The 17,313-nt window shown below is 65.8% G+C and carries 14 protein-coding genes and 2 tRNA genes (1 of these 16 running past the window's edge); 7 read left to right on the forward strand and 9 right to left on the reverse strand.

Annotated elements, in window-relative coordinates:
- The 4 genes in view from NU1_RS18000 to NU1_RS18015 are tightly spaced (each overlapping or abutting the next) and all read right to left on the reverse strand, a layout consistent with a single transcriptional unit that may run on beyond the window.
- Positions 1–492, reverse strand: the beginning of a protein-coding gene (locus NU1_RS18000; RefSeq protein ID WP_084521548.1) for an HAD-IIIC family phosphatase. Its footprint begins 531 nt before the window's first position; 492 of the gene's 1,023 nt are visible here — the first part of the coding sequence; the start codon lies at positions 490–492; the stop codon falls past the left edge of the window.
- The gene (locus NU1_RS18005) at positions 492–1,460 is read right to left on the reverse strand and encodes a beta-ketoacyl-[acyl-carrier-protein] synthase family protein (RefSeq protein ID WP_067522910.1); all 969 of its coding nucleotides are present in this window, start codon (positions 1,458–1,460) and stop codon (positions 492–494) included. The genes NU1_RS18000 and NU1_RS18005 overlap by 1 nt, the downstream gene beginning before the upstream one ends.
- Positions 1,457–2,551, reverse strand: coding sequence for an acyl-CoA dehydrogenase family protein (locus NU1_RS18010; RefSeq protein WP_067522911.1), 1,095 nt, complete (start codon positions 2,549–2,551; stop codon positions 1,457–1,459). The genes NU1_RS18005 and NU1_RS18010 overlap by 4 nt, the downstream gene beginning before the upstream one ends.
- Positions 2,548–2,832 carry an acyl carrier protein gene (locus NU1_RS18015; RefSeq protein WP_067523041.1) on the reverse strand — a complete coding sequence of 95 codons (285 nt, stop codon included), beginning with the start codon at positions 2,830–2,832 and terminating at the stop codon, positions 2,548–2,550. The genes NU1_RS18010 and NU1_RS18015 overlap by 4 nt, the downstream gene beginning before the upstream one ends.
- Before the next feature lie 194 nt (positions 2,833–3,026).
- Here NU1_RS18015 and NU1_RS18020 point away from each other — a divergent pair, with 194 nt between their 5' ends.
- Positions 3,027–3,458: a hypothetical protein gene (locus tag NU1_RS18020; protein WP_067522913.1), complete on the forward strand. Its 432-nt coding sequence runs from the start codon at positions 3,027–3,029 to the stop codon at positions 3,456–3,458.
- 184 nt (positions 3,459–3,642) lie between these two features.
- Here NU1_RS18020 and NU1_RS18025 read toward each other — a convergent pair.
- Positions 3,643–3,716, reverse strand: a tRNA-Met gene (locus tag NU1_RS18025).
- Positions 3,717–3,786: 70 nt separating this feature from the next.
- Between NU1_RS18025 and NU1_RS18030 the strand changes: the two genes are divergently transcribed.
- From NU1_RS18030 to NU1_RS18050, 5 genes are all read left to right on the forward strand, one after another.
- On the forward strand, positions 3,787–4,791 hold the full coding sequence (locus NU1_RS18030; RefSeq protein WP_067522915.1) for an AraC family transcriptional regulator: 1,005 nt from the start codon (positions 3,787–3,789) through the stop codon (positions 4,789–4,791).
- A 112-nt stretch (positions 4,792–4,903) separates the two neighbouring features.
- Positions 4,904–6,049, forward strand: a complete 1,146-nt coding sequence (locus NU1_RS18035; RefSeq protein WP_371859803.1) for an acyl-CoA dehydrogenase family protein — start codon at positions 4,904–4,906, stop codon at positions 6,047–6,049.
- Between the two features lie 94 nt (positions 6,050–6,143).
- Positions 6,144–8,318, forward strand: a complete 2,175-nt coding sequence (gene betT, locus NU1_RS18040; RefSeq protein ID WP_084521549.1) for a choline BCCT transporter BetT — start codon at positions 6,144–6,146, stop codon at positions 8,316–8,318.
- A 13-nt stretch (positions 8,319–8,331) separates the two neighbouring features.
- The gene (locus NU1_RS43340; RefSeq protein ID WP_067522917.1) at positions 8,332–9,846 is read left to right on the forward strand and encodes an aldehyde dehydrogenase family protein; all 1,515 of its coding nucleotides are present in this window, start codon (positions 8,332–8,334) and stop codon (positions 9,844–9,846) included.
- The gene (locus NU1_RS18050) at positions 9,843–11,393 is read left to right on the forward strand and encodes a GMC family oxidoreductase (RefSeq protein WP_067522920.1); all 1,551 of its coding nucleotides are present in this window, start codon (positions 9,843–9,845) and stop codon (positions 11,391–11,393) included. Before NU1_RS43340 ends, NU1_RS18050 begins: the two co-directional genes overlap by 4 nt.
- Before the next feature lie 25 nt (positions 11,394–11,418).
- Here NU1_RS18050 and NU1_RS18055 read toward each other — a convergent pair whose 3' ends face one another.
- From NU1_RS18055 to NU1_RS18065, 3 genes are all read right to left on the reverse strand, one after another.
- The gene (locus NU1_RS18055; RefSeq protein WP_067522922.1) at positions 11,419–11,877 is read right to left on the reverse strand and encodes an Ig-like domain-containing protein; all 459 of its coding nucleotides are present in this window, start codon (positions 11,875–11,877) and stop codon (positions 11,419–11,421) included.
- Positions 11,878–12,192: 315 nt separating this feature from the next.
- Complete coding sequence (locus tag NU1_RS18060; RefSeq protein WP_067522924.1) at positions 12,193–12,651, reverse strand: hypothetical protein; 459 nt, start codon at positions 12,649–12,651, stop codon at positions 12,193–12,195.
- 207 nt (positions 12,652–12,858) lie between these two features.
- Positions 12,859–12,932, reverse strand: a tRNA-Met gene (locus tag NU1_RS18065).
- 548 nt (positions 12,933–13,480) lie between these two features.
- Between NU1_RS18065 and NU1_RS18070 the strand changes: the two genes are divergently transcribed.
- Positions 13,481–14,011, forward strand: a complete 531-nt coding sequence (locus NU1_RS18070; RefSeq protein WP_067522926.1) for a transglycosylase family protein — start codon at positions 13,481–13,483, stop codon at positions 14,009–14,011.
- Positions 14,012–14,132: 121 nt separating this feature from the next.
- On the opposite strand, the gene NU1_RS18075 is transcribed toward NU1_RS18070, so the two are convergent.
- Positions 14,133–17,114, reverse strand: a complete 2,982-nt coding sequence (locus NU1_RS18075) for a UPF0182 family protein (RefSeq protein ID WP_067522928.1) — start codon at positions 17,112–17,114, stop codon at positions 14,133–14,135.
- Positions 17,115–17,313: the final 199 nt, after the last annotated feature.

The raw sequence follows: 17,313 nt of genomic DNA on the forward strand, positions 1-17,313 counted from the left end.
GAATTCGGCCTGCGATGCCACGCGCTCGCGCTCCGCGCGATACAGCGACCGACGCTGCCGGGCCTCGGAAGTCGCTGCGGCGGGCGCGAACTCGGGTAGATCCGACAGTTCGGCGATTCGATCGGCCGAATAGCAGCGGACCTCCGGGAAGGCTGTGGCCACCTCGGCCAGCTCGGCCGGATCGTTGTCGACGAAGGCGATGGTGTCGCGACCGATATTCAAGAAGTCCGCGATCCGGCGGATGGCTTCGGACTTGGGGCCCCAGCTGACCTCGATGGCCGAGAACATGTCCTCGATACCGTGCGCGCGCAGATGCGACGTGGCGGCGGCCGCCTCGCCGCGACTGGCGACCGCGTGCAGGATGCCGCGTTCATCCAGGGTTCTGATCGCGTGCAAGGCTTCGGGTTTCGGTGAGCCGCCGTCGGACTCCAGGACGACGCCGGGCCACACCGTATCGTCGAGATCCCAGACCAGACACTTGACGGTCGTCATCACACCCTCCGCAACAGGCCGGCGCTCCAGGCGGCGACCGGGCTGCTGTTCAGCAGCAGCGCGTAGGCACCGGTCGCACGCGTGGCCGCCGCGGCCTCCAGATTGACCAGCATGTCCATCGACCCCAGGTGGCCGTAGTCCGCGAGATTGGCGCGGCAGACCTCGTCGACCGGGCGGTCGAGCGCCTCCTCCCAGAAGGCGAAAGCACCGGCTGACAGGTTCTGCATGAGGACCGGACCCACCGCGTCATCGGGAAGTTCATTGCGGCGCAGCAGTTCCGGAATGATCGTGTCGAATCGTTTCTTGCTCTCGACGGCGAGCCGGAACGAGTAGGTGGACTCGTCGGAACACTCCTCGACCCAGGCGTCGGAGTCGTTATCGCGGTAGTCGATACGGAACAGGTCCGCGTATTTGCCCTCGCTACGCACGATCTGGTCGACGAACTCCCAGCGACCCGGACCGGTGGTGGTGATCAACAGCGCGGCCGCTCCGTCACCCAGCAGTGTCATGGGAGCCCGATAGCGGTTGCGGGTGGGTGTCTTGGCCGCGGTGACCACGAGGACATTGCGACAGTGGGCGTCGGCGCGGACCAGGCCAGCGGCGAGAGTGAGTGCGGCGGAGACGGATACGCAACCGAGATCCCCGACCGCCGCGGTGAAGGCGCGGGTCGCGCCGATCCGGTGTTGCAGCCGGGTCGCCTCCGAGGCGAGCAGGTACTGCGGCGCGCGTCCGGTGACCAGCAAAAGCGCATCCAGCTCGGCTTCGTCCAGCGCTATCCGCGCCGCCTCGGCGGCGAGATCGATCTCGGTCATGGTGTCGGCGGTGCGCACCGTGTCGATACCCAGTGCCAATGCGTGTTCGCGGCGGTTCGCGGGGAGATCGGCCAATTCCGCCAGCGTGGCGACCTCGACCGTGTGTTCCGGGAACCAGGTCGCGACCGGACCCAGGAGTATGCGGTCGTACGTCATCGCGCACCCCGAACAATATGCTCACCCATGGTCACCTCGGCGACCTCCTGCGCTCCCTCGATGATTTGCATGACCTTGGCGTCGCGATAGAACCGGCCGATCCGGCTGTCCGGTGCGCAACCCGCCGCGCCGAGCACCCGCACGGCACGTTCACTCACCGCGGCCGCGGCACCGGCGGCGGCGTACTTGGCGGCAATGGTGGCGATCAGTGCCTCCGGCGATCCGGCGATCCGCGCATCGGCCGCGCGTTCGCACAGCGCCTGTGCGCCTTCCACCTCCACCCAGCTGCGACCGAGCGTGGCGCGGATCAGCTGGTGTTCGGCCAGTACGGTGCCGCCCTGGACGCGGGTGACGGTATGGGCGGCCGCATCATCGAGGCAGGCGCGGGCGAGCCCGACACACCCCCAGCCGACGGTGTAGCGGCCGTGGTCGAGTGCGGTGCCGATGACATGGGAGAGGCCGAATCCCGGCGGTGCGATCAGCTGGGTGGCTGGAATGCGCACGCGGTCGAACCGAACGGTCGCCAACCGAGCGCCGCGCAGCCCGAGACCACTCTCGGCCGGTTCCACCTCGACACCCGGACGGTCCCGATCCACCAGGGCGGCGCACAGGCCGCCCGGCGCTCGGCCGAGCACGAGGTAGACGTCCGCGCGCTGACCGAATGTCACCCACAGTTTCGTGCCCGATACCAGGAAGTCCGTGCCGTCGGACTCGAAAGCCGCAGCGACAGCGGATAATTCGGTGCCGGCCCCGGCTTCGGTAGCCGCCAGCGCGGCGACGACGGCGCCGGAGTTGAGCCGGGGCAGCCACTCCGCGCGCTGCGCGACCGTACCCCAGCGGTCCACCGCGGCGGCGACCATCCCGTGCACCGTCAGCAGCGAACGCAGGCTGGTGCACACGTATCCGAGCGTCTCGGCCAGTCGCCCCAGCTCCAGGGCATCGAGTTCGGCACCACCGAAAGCGGCAGGACGGTCCGCACCCAGCAGTCCGCCCCGGGCCGCCATGTCGATCGTGTCATCAGGTAGGCCATCGCGATCCCAACCCACCGCATCCGAAGCCGCGGCGGCTACGAGGTCGTCCACCTCGATCACGAGCGACTGTCCCCGCCCCGCTTGCGTTCGATGAACGCGGCTGCCCGCGACGCACTTCGAAAGTTGTCGAGCTCGAGATCCTCGACATCGACCGAGATCCCGTAGTTCTTCTCCACGTGCACGACGATCTCGAGCGCGCGCAGCGAATTCACCAGCCCGAGTGCGAAAATATCGTCATCGGGCGCCAATTCGCTCTCGGCCATCGTTCCGAAGTAGGACAGCAACTCCGTCGTCAACTCCGCACGCTGCGGCACGACCTGCTCCAGGTCCTTCACACACATTCCCTCTCGCCGTGACGATGCGGCGACCTCCGCCCACGACCGCACCGCGTAGACCACGACACCATGGCGGGTTATCGCGAACAAGCCCCTGGTTTCACGGGCGGTCGGCGAACCGCCAGAGATTCCAATTCCCTTGCCTGCCCGAGGAACCGGGGTCTTGCACAGAGATCGATCAGGGGCTAAAGATCTTGATCATGGCCATTCGACGACTTCCCCTCATTACCGCCGCCATCAGCTCGGCCACCGCGCTCGGTTTCCTCTCGGGCACCACCGCGACCGCGACACCGCCGCTCGCACCCCCGGTGATGGAAGAGGTGTTCGCGGTGACCGGAACGGTGTCGGCGAAGTTCCACAATCCGAACGACACGGGAGTGTGCTGGGTTTACAACGACGCGACCGGTGAGATCTTCGGCGGCCACAACCCGACGTCCTTCGCCCCCGCCGGCGGCCTGATGATCCAGACGTCACTGGGCAACGGACAACTCCCTGCGGGCACGATGCGGGTACGCGGCGCGTGCGCGTTCGAGCCGCCGTCAGGCGGGGCCGACCACAGTTCGATCACCGACGTGTACATCGTCGAACTTCCCGTCAACCCCCACGCCACGTCGACCGGCAGCTTCGGCTGACCCACTCGGTGCCCCGACCGGCCGGACCGGGCCGGTCGCGGCGCCGCCGAACTGGCGTCGAGGCGGCCCCCGAGGTGAGCGTCGAACCCGAGGGAGCTTGCGGGGCAGGTCCGCAGGGTGGACGTACGAACTGCCGGAAATGCAAAGCAGCCCGGAACCAGCTGGTTCCGGGCTGCTTTGTTAGTAGCGGGGACAGGATTTGAACCTGCGACCTCTGGGTTATGAGCCCAGCGAGCTACCGAGCTGCTCCACCCCGCGTCGGTGTGAACAGAACACTACTGCGTGCGGGCGGATACACCAAAACGGCTGGTTGATACGGTCTCCGCTGATGTCTTCCACCGGGGCCCGGAGCACCCTGCCGATTGCGCGGGTTCAGGCGATTGTCGAGTTGGCGCGGCAGCGCGGCTGGGATGTTGCCGAGATGCTGGCGGGGGCGGGGATTTCGCCGGATCTGTTGGCGGAGGGGCGGTCCCGGGTTACCGCCGATCAGGTCGTGGAGATGGTGCAGCGGTTGTGGCGGGCTACCGATGACGAATTGCTCGGGCTCGGGTTGCGGCCGATGCCGCGGGGCACGCTGCGGCTGGTGTGTTTCGGGTTGGTCGGCGCTGCGACGCTCGGCGGGGCGCTGCGCAGGTTCGAGAGCTTTCGGCGGTCGTTGCCCGGACTGCCTCCGGTCACTGTGACCGAGGCGGCGGGCGAGGCTCGGGTGCGCTTCGATATCGGCGATGTCACCCAGCCCGTCGGCATTGTCATCGACACCATGCTGACCATTACCCATCGCTTCATGGGGTGGGTGATCGGCGGCCGGCTACCGCTGCTCCGAATCGAGGTCCCCTATGCGGAGGACCCCTCGATCGATGACTACGATGCGATATTCGGTGCGCCCGTTGTCTTTTCGGCACCGGCCCCGATGCTGGTCTTCGATGCCGCGCTACTGGACCATCCGATCATGCGTACCGAGGACGATCTGCTGATCTTTCTGCGCAATGCGCCCTCGGGAGTGCTCGATCCGCGCGCCCACTCGGTCTCGCTCACCGGCCGAGTGCGACGCATCCTCGAACGCGGTCTCTCCGGCGGCTGGCCCGGGATCGAGGATATTGCCGCCGAACTCGCCATGAGTCCACAAACGTTGCGCCGCAAGCTCCGTGAGGAACACACCACGCCCCGCGAGATCCGCGAGCAGATCCTGCGCGACGCCGCCATCGCCAGCCTGGTGCGCGGCGACGAGACGGTGACCGCGCTGTCGCGACGGCTCGGCTTCTCCGAACCGAGCGCCTTCTCGCGTGCCTTCCGCCGCTGGACCGGCAGTGCGCCGGGTTCGTATCAGCGCTGAGCCGCGGCACCTCGAGCATTCCGGTCAAGGATTCGATCGGCGTGGTCATAGGTCCAACGGCGATATCGCCTTACCGTCACGGCAGAGCCGACTAGAACAGAGGAGTTCACTCGTGGCCCTGCACCGCTCGCCGTGGATGGATGAGGACCTGGACGCGCTGTCCGATCTCGCGCGCCGCTTCTTCGAGAAGGAATGCGCCCCCAATGAGGACCGCTGGGCGCGCCAGCACCATGTCGACCGCGAAATCTGGAACCGGGCAGGCGAACTGGGCCTGCTGTGCCTGAGCATTCCGGAGGAGTACGGCGGTGGCGGCGGCACCTTCGCGCACGAGGCCGTCGTACTCACCGAACAGGTGCGCGGTATGTCGCCCAGTCTCGGCAATCCGGTGCACAGCGGGATCGTCGCCCACTACGTGCACGCCTACGGCACCGAGGAGCAGAAGCGGCACTGGCTGCCCAAGATGGCCTCCGGCGAGGTCGTCGGGGCCATCGCCATGACCGAGCCCGGCACCGGCTCGGATCTGCAGGGCATCAAGACCAAGGCGGTCAAGGACGGCGACGACTACGTCCTCAATGGCGCGAAGACCTTCATTACCAATGGCTATCTGGCCGACCTGGTGATCGTGGCCTGCAAGACCGGTGAGGGTAAGGGCGCGGACGCCGTATCGCTCATCCTGGTCGAGACGACCCGGGACGGTTTCCGGCGCGGTCGCAATCTGGAGAAGATCGGCCAGCACGGCCAGGACACCTGCGAACTGTTCTTCGACAATGTGCGGGTGCCACAGACGAATCTGCTCGGCGCCGCCGAGGGTATCGGCTTCATCCAGCTCATGCAGCAGCTGCCACAGGAGCGGCTGATCCTCGGCGTGATCGCCGCAGCCGCCATCGAGAAAACCGTCGAGGTCACCCTGACCTACACCAAGGAGCGCGAAGCCTTCGGCAAACCGATCTTCGCCTTCCAGAACACCCAGTTCACGCTGGCCGAATGCGACACCATCAAGACCATCGCGTGGAGCTTCACCGATGACTGCGTGGCGCGGCACCTGCGCGGTGAACTCGACGTCCCCACCGCCGCCAAGGCCAAGTGGTGGCTCACCGAACAGCAGTGCAAGGTCGCCGACGAATGCCTCCAGCTTTTCGGTGGCTACGGCTATATGGCCGAGTACCCCATCTCGAAGTTCTACGCCGACGCCCGCATTCAAAAGATCTACGGCGGCACCAACGAGATCATGAAGCTGATCATCAGCCGCACACTGTAAAACAGCGGAAGTCCGCATTGTACCGATCCGACACCACACGCCCGATGGCTAGTTAACGATCCGCAACGACTTCCGACGCGTTATGGTTCGTCGAATGAGTGAGCCGCCCGGAATCAGGCCATCAGGAACCGAGTCCGCTGATGCTGGCGGAAAACATGAAATCGCCGTCGCGTCGCACCCAGAGGCCGACCGCAGGTCCGTCAACAAGCCGGTGTTCTTCACCTCGGCGGGGATCGTGCTCGCCTTCGCGATCTGGGCGTTGGCCGCACCGACGAGTGCCGAGACAGTCGTCGGTGAGGTCAAGACCTTCATTGCCACGTGGTTCGGCTGGTGGTACTTCATTCTCGGAACGGCCCTCGTCGGGCTCGTCGTATTCATCGGCGCCAGCAAGTACGGCCGCTACCGGCTGGGCCCGGACGAATCGCGTCCCGAGTACAGCCTCTTCTCGTGGACGGCAATGCTTTTCGCCGCCGGTATCGGCATCGACCTGATGTTCTTCTCGGTCGCCGAGCCGGTCTACAACTACCTGCACCCGCCCACCGGGGAGGCCGGAACCAATGCGGCGGCCCGCGAGGCGACGACCTGGACGATCTTCCACTACGGACTGACCGGCTGGGCGATGTACGCGCTGATGGGTGGGGCGCTCGCCTACTTCGCCTTCCGGCACAACCTGCCGCTCACCATCCGGGCTGCGCTCTACCCGATCTTCGGCAAGCGGGTGGAGGGCAGGTGGGGCGATGCCATCGATGTGGCCGCCGTCCTCGGCACCATCTTCGGCATCGCGACATCGCTCGGTATTGGCATCGTGCAGCTCAACTTCGGACTGCACGAGATGTTCGGCATCAGCGAGGGCAAGGCCGCCCAGATCGGGCTCATCGCGCTATCGGTCATCATCGCGACAATCTCGGCGACCTCGGGCGTCGACCGGGGCATCCGGCGGCTGTCGGAGTTCAATGTAATTCTGGCGATCGTGCTGCTCGTCTACATTCTGGTGGCGGGCCGCACGGATTTCCTGCTCAACGGGCTCGCCCAGAACGCCGGGGACTATCTATCATCCTTCCTCGACCGGACGCTCGACACCTTCGCCTGGGACCGCAATCCGGAAACCGCCAACGAACCGACCGCGTGGCTCGACGGCTGGACGCTGTTCTTCTGGGCGTGGTGGGTGGCGTGGGCGCCGTTCGTCGGGCTGTTCCTCGCGCGCATCTCGCGCGGACGCACCCTGCGGCAGTTCATCTTCGGCGTACTCGTCGTGCCGTTCAGCTTCATCCTGCTGTGGATCTCGATCTTCGGTAACAGCGCGCTGGAGCTGGCCCGCGACGACCGGGACTTCGCCGAGATCACGGCCGGGCAGGCCGAGGCCGGGTTCTACACACTGCTCGACAAATACCCGGGCGCGCCGTTGCTGCTCGGCATCGCGACCATTACCGGCCTGCTGTTCTACGTGACCAGCGCCGACTCCGGTTCGCTCGTCATGGGCAATTTCACCTCGAAGCTGCCGGACCCGATGGCCGACTGCGCGCGGAGCGTGCGCATTTTCTGGTCGGTGGCGATCGGCCTGCTGACGCTGTCGATGCTGTTCGCCGGTGCGGGCGGATCGATTACGACCCTGCAGAACGCCACCATCATCATGGGGTTGCCGTTCTCGTTCATCCTCGCCCTCATCGGAATCGCGCTACTGCGCGCGGTGCGCAATGAGTCGTACAAGATCGACAGCTACCGCACGACACTGCCGAAAGCCCTTGCGGTCGGGCGCGGTCCGTCGGAGCACGGCAGCTGGCGGCGGCGACTGCTGTCCACCATCCAGTACCCGGGAGCGGCGACGACGCGGAGGTTCGTCGCCAATACCGTCGTACCGGCCATGCGCGAGGTCGCCGACGAGTTCGCGCGCGCGGGTATCACCGCGACCGTCGACGAGTCCGCCAGCCACGAGGACATACCGTCGCCACGGCTGGTTGTCGATCAGGCGACCGATCCCGGGTTCGAGTACTGCGTGTGGCCGGTATCGGCGCCCACCCCGACCTACGCGGTGTTGTCGCAACGCTCGGCCGACCGCTACTTCCGCTGCGAGGTGTACCTGGCGGAGGGTTCGCAGGGCTACTCGCTCAACGGCTACAGCCGCGAGCAGGTTATCGGCGACATCCTCGACCAGTACGAACGCCACCTCGGATACCTGCACCTGCGACGTTCGGCCTCCGACCACCACGAATCGAAACCCAGCGACGCCGACGTCGCCGCCGACAATCCCGAAGGGACATCCAACACATGAGTGAGGCGCGGTCATGAGCGATACCCTGTACATCGACGGCGCCTGGCGCGCCGCCGCATCCGGTGAAACCCGCGAAATCCGGTGCCCTGCGGATAATTCCGTCGTTGGCGTGGTCGCCGAGGCGGGTACGGCCGACACCGAGGCGGCCATTGCCGCCGCCCGCCGGGCCTTCGACAGCGGGCCCTGGCGGCAGACCTCGGCCGCGGAGCGCGGTGATCTGCTGCTGCGGGTCGCCGACGCCATCGACGCCCGCCGCGACGAATTCGTCCGCGCCGAGACCCTCGACACCGGAAAGCGTCCCTACGAGTCCGATATCGATATGTCCGATATCGCGAATTGCTTCCGGTACTTCGGCAAACTGGCGGCCGACGATGCCGGCCGCGTCGTCGACGCCGGTTCCCCGGATGTCGACTCGCGGATCGTTTACGAACCGGTCGGCGTATGCGGACTCATCACACCGTGGAACTACCCGCTGCTGCAGGCGGCCTGGAAGGTCGCGCCAGCTCTGGCCGCCGGTAACACCTTCGTGCTCAAACCGTCGGAGCTGACGCCGCACACCTCGATCCTGCTGCTGTCGGTGCTGCACGACCTCGGTGTGGCACCCGGTGTGGCCAACCTCGTGCTCGGGGCGGGCGCCACCGCCGGGGCGCCGCTGTCCGCGCATCCGGATGTCGACCTCGTCTCCTTCACCGGCGGCCTCGCCACCGGCAAGATCATTGCCCGCGAGGCGGCGGCGACCGTCAAGAAGGTGGCTCTCGAACTCGGCGGCAAGAATCCGAATGTCATCTTCGCCGATGCCTGCGACACCGACGAGCGGCTGGCCGCCGCGGTCGACAATGCGCTGAACGCGGCGTTCCTGCATTCCGGTCAGGTGTGCTCGGCCGGTGCGCGGCTCGTTATCGAGGCGTCGGCGCACGACCGCTTTGTCGACGAGCTGGTGCGGCGTGCCGAGCAGATCCGGCTCGGGCTGCCATTCGCCGAGGGCACCGAGACCGGGCCGCTCATCTCCGCCGCACACCGCGACAAGGTGCACGCCTACGTGGAGCGGGCGCGGGCCGAGGGCGCCGTGATTCGTGCCGGCGGCGCCTTCGCCACGGGCGATCGGGGTTCCGGCAACCTCGACGACGGGTGGTTCTATCTGCCGACCGTAATCGACGGCGCCACCAGCGATATGGCGTGCGTGCACGATGAGGCGTTCGGGCCGACCGTGACAGTCGAGACGTTCACCACCGAGGACGAGGCCGTCGCCATCGGCAATGACACCGAGTACGGCCTCGCCGGTGCGGTGTGGTCCTTCGACGCTGCGCGCGCCCGCCGGATCGCCGCCCGGCTGCGACACGGCACCGTTTGGGTCAATGATTTCGGGCCGTACCTGCCGCAGGCCGAATGGGGCGGCTTCGGCCACTCCGGCGTCGGCCGCGAACTGGGACCGTCCGGCCTGCACGAGTACCGCGAGGCAAAGCACGTCTACGAGAATCTCCGGCCGGGCGTCACCGGCTGGTTCGCCGACCGAGGGGAGCGGAAGTGAACGAATACGACTATGTGATCGTCGGCGGCGGCTCCGGTGGCGCGGCCGTCGCAGCGCGCCTGTCGGAGGATCCGTCGGTGACGGTATGCCTGCTCGAGGCCGGGCCGACCGATGTCGGTGACGATGCCATTCTGCGGCTGGACCGCTGGATGGAGCTGCTCGAATCGGGGTACGACTGGGACTATCCCATCGAACCGCAGGAGAACGGCAACTCGTTCATGCGGCACGCTCGCGCCAAGGTGCTCGGCGGCTGCTCGTCGCACAACAGCTGTATCGCGTTCTGGGCGCCACGCGAGGACCTCGACTCCTGGGAGCACGAACACGGCTGTGCCGGTTGGGGTTCGGACTCGGTGTATCGGCTCTATCCCCGGATCGAAACCAATGATGCCCCGGGCGATCACCACGGCCGCAGCGGTCCCGTCCACATTATGACGGTGCCGCCGAACGACCCGTGCGGCGTGGCCGTGCTCGATGCCTGTGCAGCCGTGGGTATTCCGCGCGCCGAATTCAACTCGGGGCGAACGGTTGTCAACGGCGCCAACTTCTTTCAGATCAACCGCCGCGCCGACGGCGTCCGCTCCTCCTCATCGGTGAGCTATCTGCATCCGAATCTGGACCGGCCGAACCTCACCGTTCGAACCGGCGCCTGGGCGAAGAGGATCGTCATCGAGGGCGGCCGGGCCGTCGGCGTCGATATCACCGACAATGCTTTCGGTCGTACCACCCGGATCTCGGCCGGGCGTGAGGTCATTGTCTGCACCGGTGCCATCGACTCACCGAAACTGCTCATGCTCTCGGGCATCGGCCCGGCGGATCACCTGCGCGAGAACGGAATCGACGTCCTCGCCGACTCCCCCGGGGTCGGCGCGCACCTGCAGGACCATCCGGAGGGCGTCATCGCTTTCGAGACCAAGCGGCCGATGGTCCGCACCTCGACGCAGTGGTGGGAGGCCGGGATCTTCACGACGACCGTCGAAGGACTGGACCGGCCCGACCTGATGATGCATTACGGCAGCGTGCCTTTCGATATGCATACGCTGCGGCAGGGGTATCCGACCGCTGACAACACCTTCTGCCTCACCCCGAATGTCACCCAGGCCCGCTCCCGCGGCACCGTCCGGCTGCGCTCACGCGACTTCCGTGACAAGCCGCGCGTCGACCCGCGCTACTTCACCGACGCCGAGGGCCACGATATGCGCGTAATGGTCGCCGGAATTCGGAAGGCACGCGAGATCGCCGCGGCCGCACCGCTTTCCGATTGGGTGGAGCGCGAACTGTACCCCGGCCCGGACACCAACTCCGACGCCGAGCTCGCCGACTATATTCGCCGCACGCACAACACCGTGTATCACCCGGTCGGGACGGTGCGGATGGGGGCGGTCGACGACCCGATGAGCCCACTGGATCCCGAGCTGCGGGTGAAGGGCGTCGAAGGCCTGCGCGTCGCCGACGCCTCGGTATTCCCCGCGCACACGACGGTGAATCCGAATATCACCGTCATGCTCGTCGGCGAACGGTGCGCCGAACTGGTGACCGCGGCTCGGTAGCTCCAGTATTGGGCGCCCGGCCGGATCATTCCGGCCGAGCGCCGGAACCTCCACCACCGCCGAGGCTGGAGGGATCGACGACCGTCAGGGTCGAGGCCGCGGAGGTGGAGCCGTTGTAACCGACACCTCCGGTGTAGACCGCGGTGATCTGTCGGGCACCGGTCACGCCGACGGTGTACTGGAGAACCGCCTTACCGTTGACCACGTCCACCGCAGCTCCCATGGGCGTACCGCCATCCATGAAGCGGACGGTTCCGTCGTCGACCGCGTCGCCGCCCTCGGTCTTGACGGTGGCGGTGAATGTCACCGCGTCACCCTTGGTGGCTTTCTCCTGGACTGCGAGGGGCGTCACGGTGTTCTGCTCGACGGGTACCGGATCGGAGACCGTCACGGTCCGCCCCTCGCCGGTCGACCCGTTGAAACCTTCGGCACCGGAGTACACCGCCGAAATCACGTGATCCCCCGCGGTGGCGAAGGAGTGCACCAATTTCGCACCACCATCGGTGACGGGGATGGGCCCGCCGATCGCGCTCCCGTGGGAGCACGCGGACCGTCATACCGCGGCTCAGGCCAGGTATAACCTCCGAACCCTCTCGCGGCGATGGGCGATTCAGAGCGCCGCGTGACACACCGGTCGCGCACTACAGCTGGCGAACCGACATCACGCGGATACTCGCGACTGTTCAGCAATCCCCACTACGGCCGCTGGCCGTTCGCCACCGGCAGACCGCCGACCATCTACTCACGGATAACGAATGACCCGGAACCCCAATGGGTTTCGGGTCATTCGCGCTCTTTGTCAGGCTATCGAGGGCGAGCGTGTAGGACGCTCACGAGGTACGAGCAGGGCCACCAGCGCGAGGAGAAGTCCGCCCGCGAACAGGTACAGGCCCCAGGTGCCCGACAACAGGTCGCGGTAGTCGGCGCGCAGTTGCTCGTCGAAGCGCTCGTTCAGCCGCCAGGCGACTACGGCGATAGCGGCGAGTCCGATCAGGACACCGAGCCAGCCGAGCCCCCGCGAGCCGGTCAGCGCGGCCACCAGGACGATAACGGCCACGCCCAGCAGGACGACAGCCAGCGAGGCCTGCACCGCGGCCGACTGGGCCCCGATCTGTTCGAGGCTGTGAGCGCCGAACCCCTCCCGCAGATCGGTGAATCGAACGTCGCGCGCCTCGATCGTGCCGACGAGCGGGCCGAACGCTCCGACCGCCATCGCGATCGCGCAGGCGAACAGTAGAAGGTGGACGAAACCACGCATACCTCTACAGTACGTCCGGCCGCGTGAAATACCACCGGGTTCGGCCATACCCCGGCCAATCGAGGGTGACGAGCGCTGGCACGGCCGTTCCCGCACACCTTCCGGACCGCGTATCCGCCATCAACCCCGTATCCACTGGCGGCGGGGATTCGACGGGGTAGGACAACGAAAAAGACCCGGAACCAGTGGTTCCGGGTCTTTTCGTAGTAGCGGGGACAGGATTTGAACCTGCGACCTCTGGGTTATGAGCCCAGCGAGCTACCGAGCTGCTCCACCCCGCGTCGGTGAATACAACATTACACACGGTTGCACAGAGAGTGCAAATCGTTTGGTCAGGACCGGTTTCCGGGGTTGTGAAGATGATCATGGAAGGGTCTGGAACAGGGGGTTTTCCAGGCGAACTGTCGGCAAGCACAGCAGGGCCGAGGAAGCTCCCAAGGGAAGGGCCCTTACATTCCGCATGCCCGCACGCGATTCCCAGCCGATATCGGCAAATAAACGTGACTCACATCACATTTTTGTCGTGATCTGGAACACATCACGGGCATATAACAGACCAATCGGATTATCGAAATACAGCATAGCCAACCTGCATTAAGGGTGTTTTTGCTGTTATTCACTTCATGCAATTCCGAAGTTATCAAGACGTGATCTGTCGAGATTTCCCCGTTATCGTCGTGCTCGGCCCGGATCAAACGTGATGGGCACCGACCCGAACCGCCGCACGCCGGAGACCCTGTCCCGCGGTACGGGCACCCCGACCTCCTGGGGACAGGGGACACGACGGAGCAAACGCGTCGTCGTCGGTAGGCGCAGGGAGGGACACCACATGAAACAGAACCGGAAGATCAACACCCGCGCATTCGGTCTCGCGGCCGTCGCCAGCGCCCTTGTTGCCGTCCCGTTCGGTCTTTCCGCCACCGCGTCGGCCGCGCCGACCCACGACTGGGACGGTGTGGCCCAGTGCGAGAGCGGTGGTAACTGGGGAATCAATACCGGAAACGGCTACTACGGCGGTCTGCAGTTCTCGCACAGCACCTGGCAAGCCCATGGCGGCACCGGCTACGCCAACCAGGCCAGTAAGGCAGAGCAGATCCGAGTAGCCGAGAACGTGCTCGCCAATCAGGGCATCGGCGCCTGGCCCACCTGTGGCGCGTACCTGCGCCAGGGCACGTCCGTATCCGAACCCGAGCCGGAGCCCGCCGCTCCCGCTCCCGCCGCACCTGTCGACGATCGCCAGGTGCTCATCGAGCAGGCCACCACCACCGGTGCCGAGTTCGCCCGCCAGTTCGGCGTGGAGGGCCAGTTCCACCAGGTCCTCGCCGACAATGCCGGGCTGATCGAGTCGATCGGCCGCTAGCCGTCCTCGGTTGCTCCGACCTCTGAGCTCCTCCATACCGGGAGAGCCGAAAGGCGCTGTCGTCAATGCTGACGACAGCGCCTTTCGATTATCCAGCGCCTTGCGGCTGTCTCGAGTGTGGCTATCCGCCCGCCTTCTCGTAGGCATCGACCGCTGTTTGCAATCGCTCCAGCGCACGGCCCAATTGGCCCAGATCTCCGGACCTCTGCGCATCACCGACGGATGCGAGGGCCTCGTCGATCTGCTTCACCGCGGCTTCCTTGTCGACGGGCGGTGCCGTGGTGCCCTGTTCCGGTGGTGTGGTGCCCTCATTCGGTGGCGGCGCGGTGCCTTGCTGGCCGGGCAGGTCGGTGGCGGCGCTACCGGTGCCGGGCAGCACCTTGTCCAGCGCCTCCTGGAGCGTGGAGCCGTAACCCACCTTGTCCCGATAACTGGCCAGTACCTTCACCAACTGCGGGAAGGTGGGGGCCCCGGCACCCGCGTTGCGCTCCAGATACCACGGCTCGACGTACAGAATGCCGCCATTGCCGATGGGCAGTGTCAGAAGATTGCCGTACCGGATCTTGTTGACATTGCCACCGGTCAGCAGATTTCGGTCACGAGAGACCTCATCGGCCGTGGTCATCGAGGTCTGGGTCTGACCCGGACCCGGTGTCTCCGAACCGGATGGCAACTGCAAGACCGTGATCTTGCCGTAGTTCTCCGGGTCCGAATGCGCCTGCAGGTAGGCCGACAGGAACTGACGCCGGAAGCCGACCATCCCGCTGGTCAGCGTGAACTGTGACTTCCCCGTCTCGGTATTGCCGAGCAGCTGGTAGTACGGCGGTTGGCTCATCCCCGCGCCCGCGCCCTCCACTGTCGGGTCATTGGGAACCGACCAGAACGCGTTGTTGGTGAAGAACTCTCGCGGATCGTCCACGTGGTACTTCGCCAGCAGATCGCGCTGGACCTTGAACAGATCCTCCGGGTAGCGGAAGTGCGCACGCAACTCGTCGGTGATCTCGCTCTCCGGCGTCACCGCTTCCGGGAACACCCCGCGCCACGCCTGGAGTACGGGATCGGTTTTGTCGACCTCGTACAGCGTCACGGTGCCGTCGTACGCGTCGACGGTCGCCTTCACCGAGTTGCGGATGTAGTTGACTTCCTTGCGTGGCAGCAGCCGCCCGGTGGTCTGGTCGATGCTGTCCTCGAGTACACCGTCCAGCGAGGTGCGCTGGGCGTACGGGAAACTGTCCAGTGTGGTGTACGCGTCCACGATCCACTGGATGCGGCCTTTCACCACCGCCGGGTAGATGTCGCTATCGGTGGTCAGCCACGGCGCCACCTGCTGCACCCGCTCGCTCGGATCGCGATTGAAGATGATCTTCGAATCCTCGCCGATGACACCGGAGAACAGAATATTGCGCTCGGCGTACTTGGACGCGAACGCCAGCCGGTTGACCCAGTTGCCGAGCGGTACGCCGCCCGCACCGGTGTAGGTGTACTGCTCGGAGGAAGTGTCGTACTCGCGCGCCGGCTCTCCATTGGAACCTACGATCGAGTAGTCGGCGTCGGTCTTGGAGATCAGCTCACCGTAGTAGATACGCGGCTGGGTGACCGGGATGGCCTGTCGCTCCTCCGGAATGAACAGGTCGCTGACGGTCGACAGACCGTCGACGTCGAATACCGGGTAGCCGTAGCCACCCGTTTCGCCGCCCGTCGCCTGCTGCGCCTGCGCGGATTCCTTCGGCGGCGCGATATTCACCCGGTTGGCGGGTGCCGCCACGAAGCCGTTGCCGTGCGTGTAGACGGTGTGCTTGTTGATCCAGTCGGTCTGGTTTCCGGACAGGTTCTGCGGCTGCAACTCTCGGGCCGCCACAATGAAGTCCCGGAGCTCACCGTTGATCTCGTAGCGGTCCACATCCAGCGGATCAGGGAAGCCGTAGAAGTTCTGCAGCTGCTGGTTGCGCTGAATGAAGGTGGCCTGCATCAGAGTCGGGTCCAACAGGCGGATGTTCTTGATGGTCTGCCGGTCAGCGGTCGAGATATTGCCGCCGGTCGCGTTTTGTGCGATGCCCTTGTAGTCGACGTATTCGACCTTGTCGTCGGTTATCCCGTACGCGTCGCGCGTCGCCGCGATATTGCGCTCGATATAGGCGGCCTCCTTGGTGGCCGCGTTCGGGCGCACCGAGAACTGCTCTACCAGCAGCGGCCATACCGCGCCGACCAGTACCGAGGACAGCAGCAGCAGTGCCGCCGCCATCGCCGGGACTCGCAGGTCCTTCAACACGATCCCGGCGAAGAAGGCCACCGCACAGATCACCGCGATGGACAGCAGGATGAGCTTGGCGGGCAGCACCGCGTTGATATCGGTGTAGGAGCCACCGGTAAAGGTGGGTTCCTTGCGCTGACTCGACAGCAGGGCATACCGGTCGAACCAGTACGCGATCGCCTTGAGCAGCACGAAAGTTCCCGCCAGCACGGCCAGCTGTACGCGGGCCGCGGTGCTCAGGCTGCCCTCGCGGCCGGTCAGTTGCAGACCGCCGAATACGTAATGCGTCAGCAGATTCGCGAGGAACGCGATCACCACGGCGACGAACAGCCAGTTCAAGACCATCCGGTAGAACGGCAGATCGAAGGCGTAGAAGCCGACGTCCAGACCGAACTGCGGATCCGTGATACCGAACGAACCACCGTGCAGGAACAGCTGCACCGTCACCCAGCTGGCCTGGGCGACCAAGCCCGACAGCAGACCGATGATGAGCGGGATTCCCAAGCCGAACAAGCGGAGTCGGCTCATGACGGTGGTGCGGTAGCGCGCGATGGGATCGCCCGGTCCGCTCACCGGAACGAATACCGGCCGCGATCGATAAGCCATCAGCAATGCCAGCCAGATGATGCCGGCGATCACCAACGCGACGACCACGAAGAGAAGGACGCGGGTCAGCAGGACCCGGTGGTAGACACTGCGGAATCCCACCTCCCCGAACCACAACCAGTTGGTGTACGCGTCGGTGAGCCGCGGCCCGACCAACAGCAGAGCTGCGAACACTAATGCGGTCACAAGCAGCACGCGGCTGCGTCGAGACAGCGATGGTAAGCCTGTCGGGGGGCGCATGCCCACGATGCCACGCTCCTGAGTTCCGAAGATTGGGAACTGGTCTCTTTAGACCTGTCGCGCCCCACTCTACGTAAAACACCCGGAATTCGAGCTATACCCCTGCTGGATAGCCTCGGGGGTGGCGCGCCGAGCCCGAAATCTCGCCGCGTCCACGACCGGCGGCCACATGGTCGAGCGAAGCGAAACGAGCACGACCCCGACT

The sequence above is a fragment of the Nocardia uniformis NBRC 13702 genome (genome assembly GCF_001613345.1).
GTDB lineage: Bacteria > Actinomycetota > Actinomycetes > Mycobacteriales > Mycobacteriaceae > Nocardia > Nocardia uniformis.

What these genes read in the sequence shown, in the direction of transcription:
- NU1_RS43340 (WP_067522917.1), top strand. Translation starts at nt 8,332, where the DNA reads ATGAGCGATACCCTGTACATCGACGGCGCCTGGCGCGCCGCCGCATCC.
- NU1_RS18070 (WP_067522926.1), top strand. Translation starts at nt 13,481, where the DNA reads ATGAAACAGAACCGGAAGATCAACACCCGCGCATTCGGTCTCGCGGCC.
- betT (WP_084521549.1), top strand. Translation starts at nt 6,144, where the DNA reads ATGAGTGAGCCGCCCGGAATCAGGCCATCAGGAACCGAGTCCGCTGAT.
- NU1_RS18015 (WP_067523041.1), bottom strand. Translation starts at nt 2,832, where the DNA reads ATGTGTGTGAAGGACCTGGAGCAGGTCGTGCCGCAGCGTGCGGAGTTG.
- NU1_RS18030 (WP_067522915.1), top strand. Translation starts at nt 3,787, where the DNA reads ATGTCTTCCACCGGGGCCCGGAGCACCCTGCCGATTGCGCGGGTTCAG.
- NU1_RS18005 (WP_067522910.1), bottom strand. Translation starts at nt 1,460, where the DNA reads ATGACGTACGACCGCATACTCCTGGGTCCGGTCGCGACCTGGTTCCCG.
- NU1_RS18020 (WP_067522913.1), top strand. Translation starts at nt 3,027, where the DNA reads ATGGCCATTCGACGACTTCCCCTCATTACCGCCGCCATCAGCTCGGCC.
- NU1_RS18060 (WP_067522924.1), bottom strand. Translation starts at nt 12,651, where the DNA reads ATGCGTGGTTTCGTCCACCTTCTACTGTTCGCCTGCGCGATCGCGATG.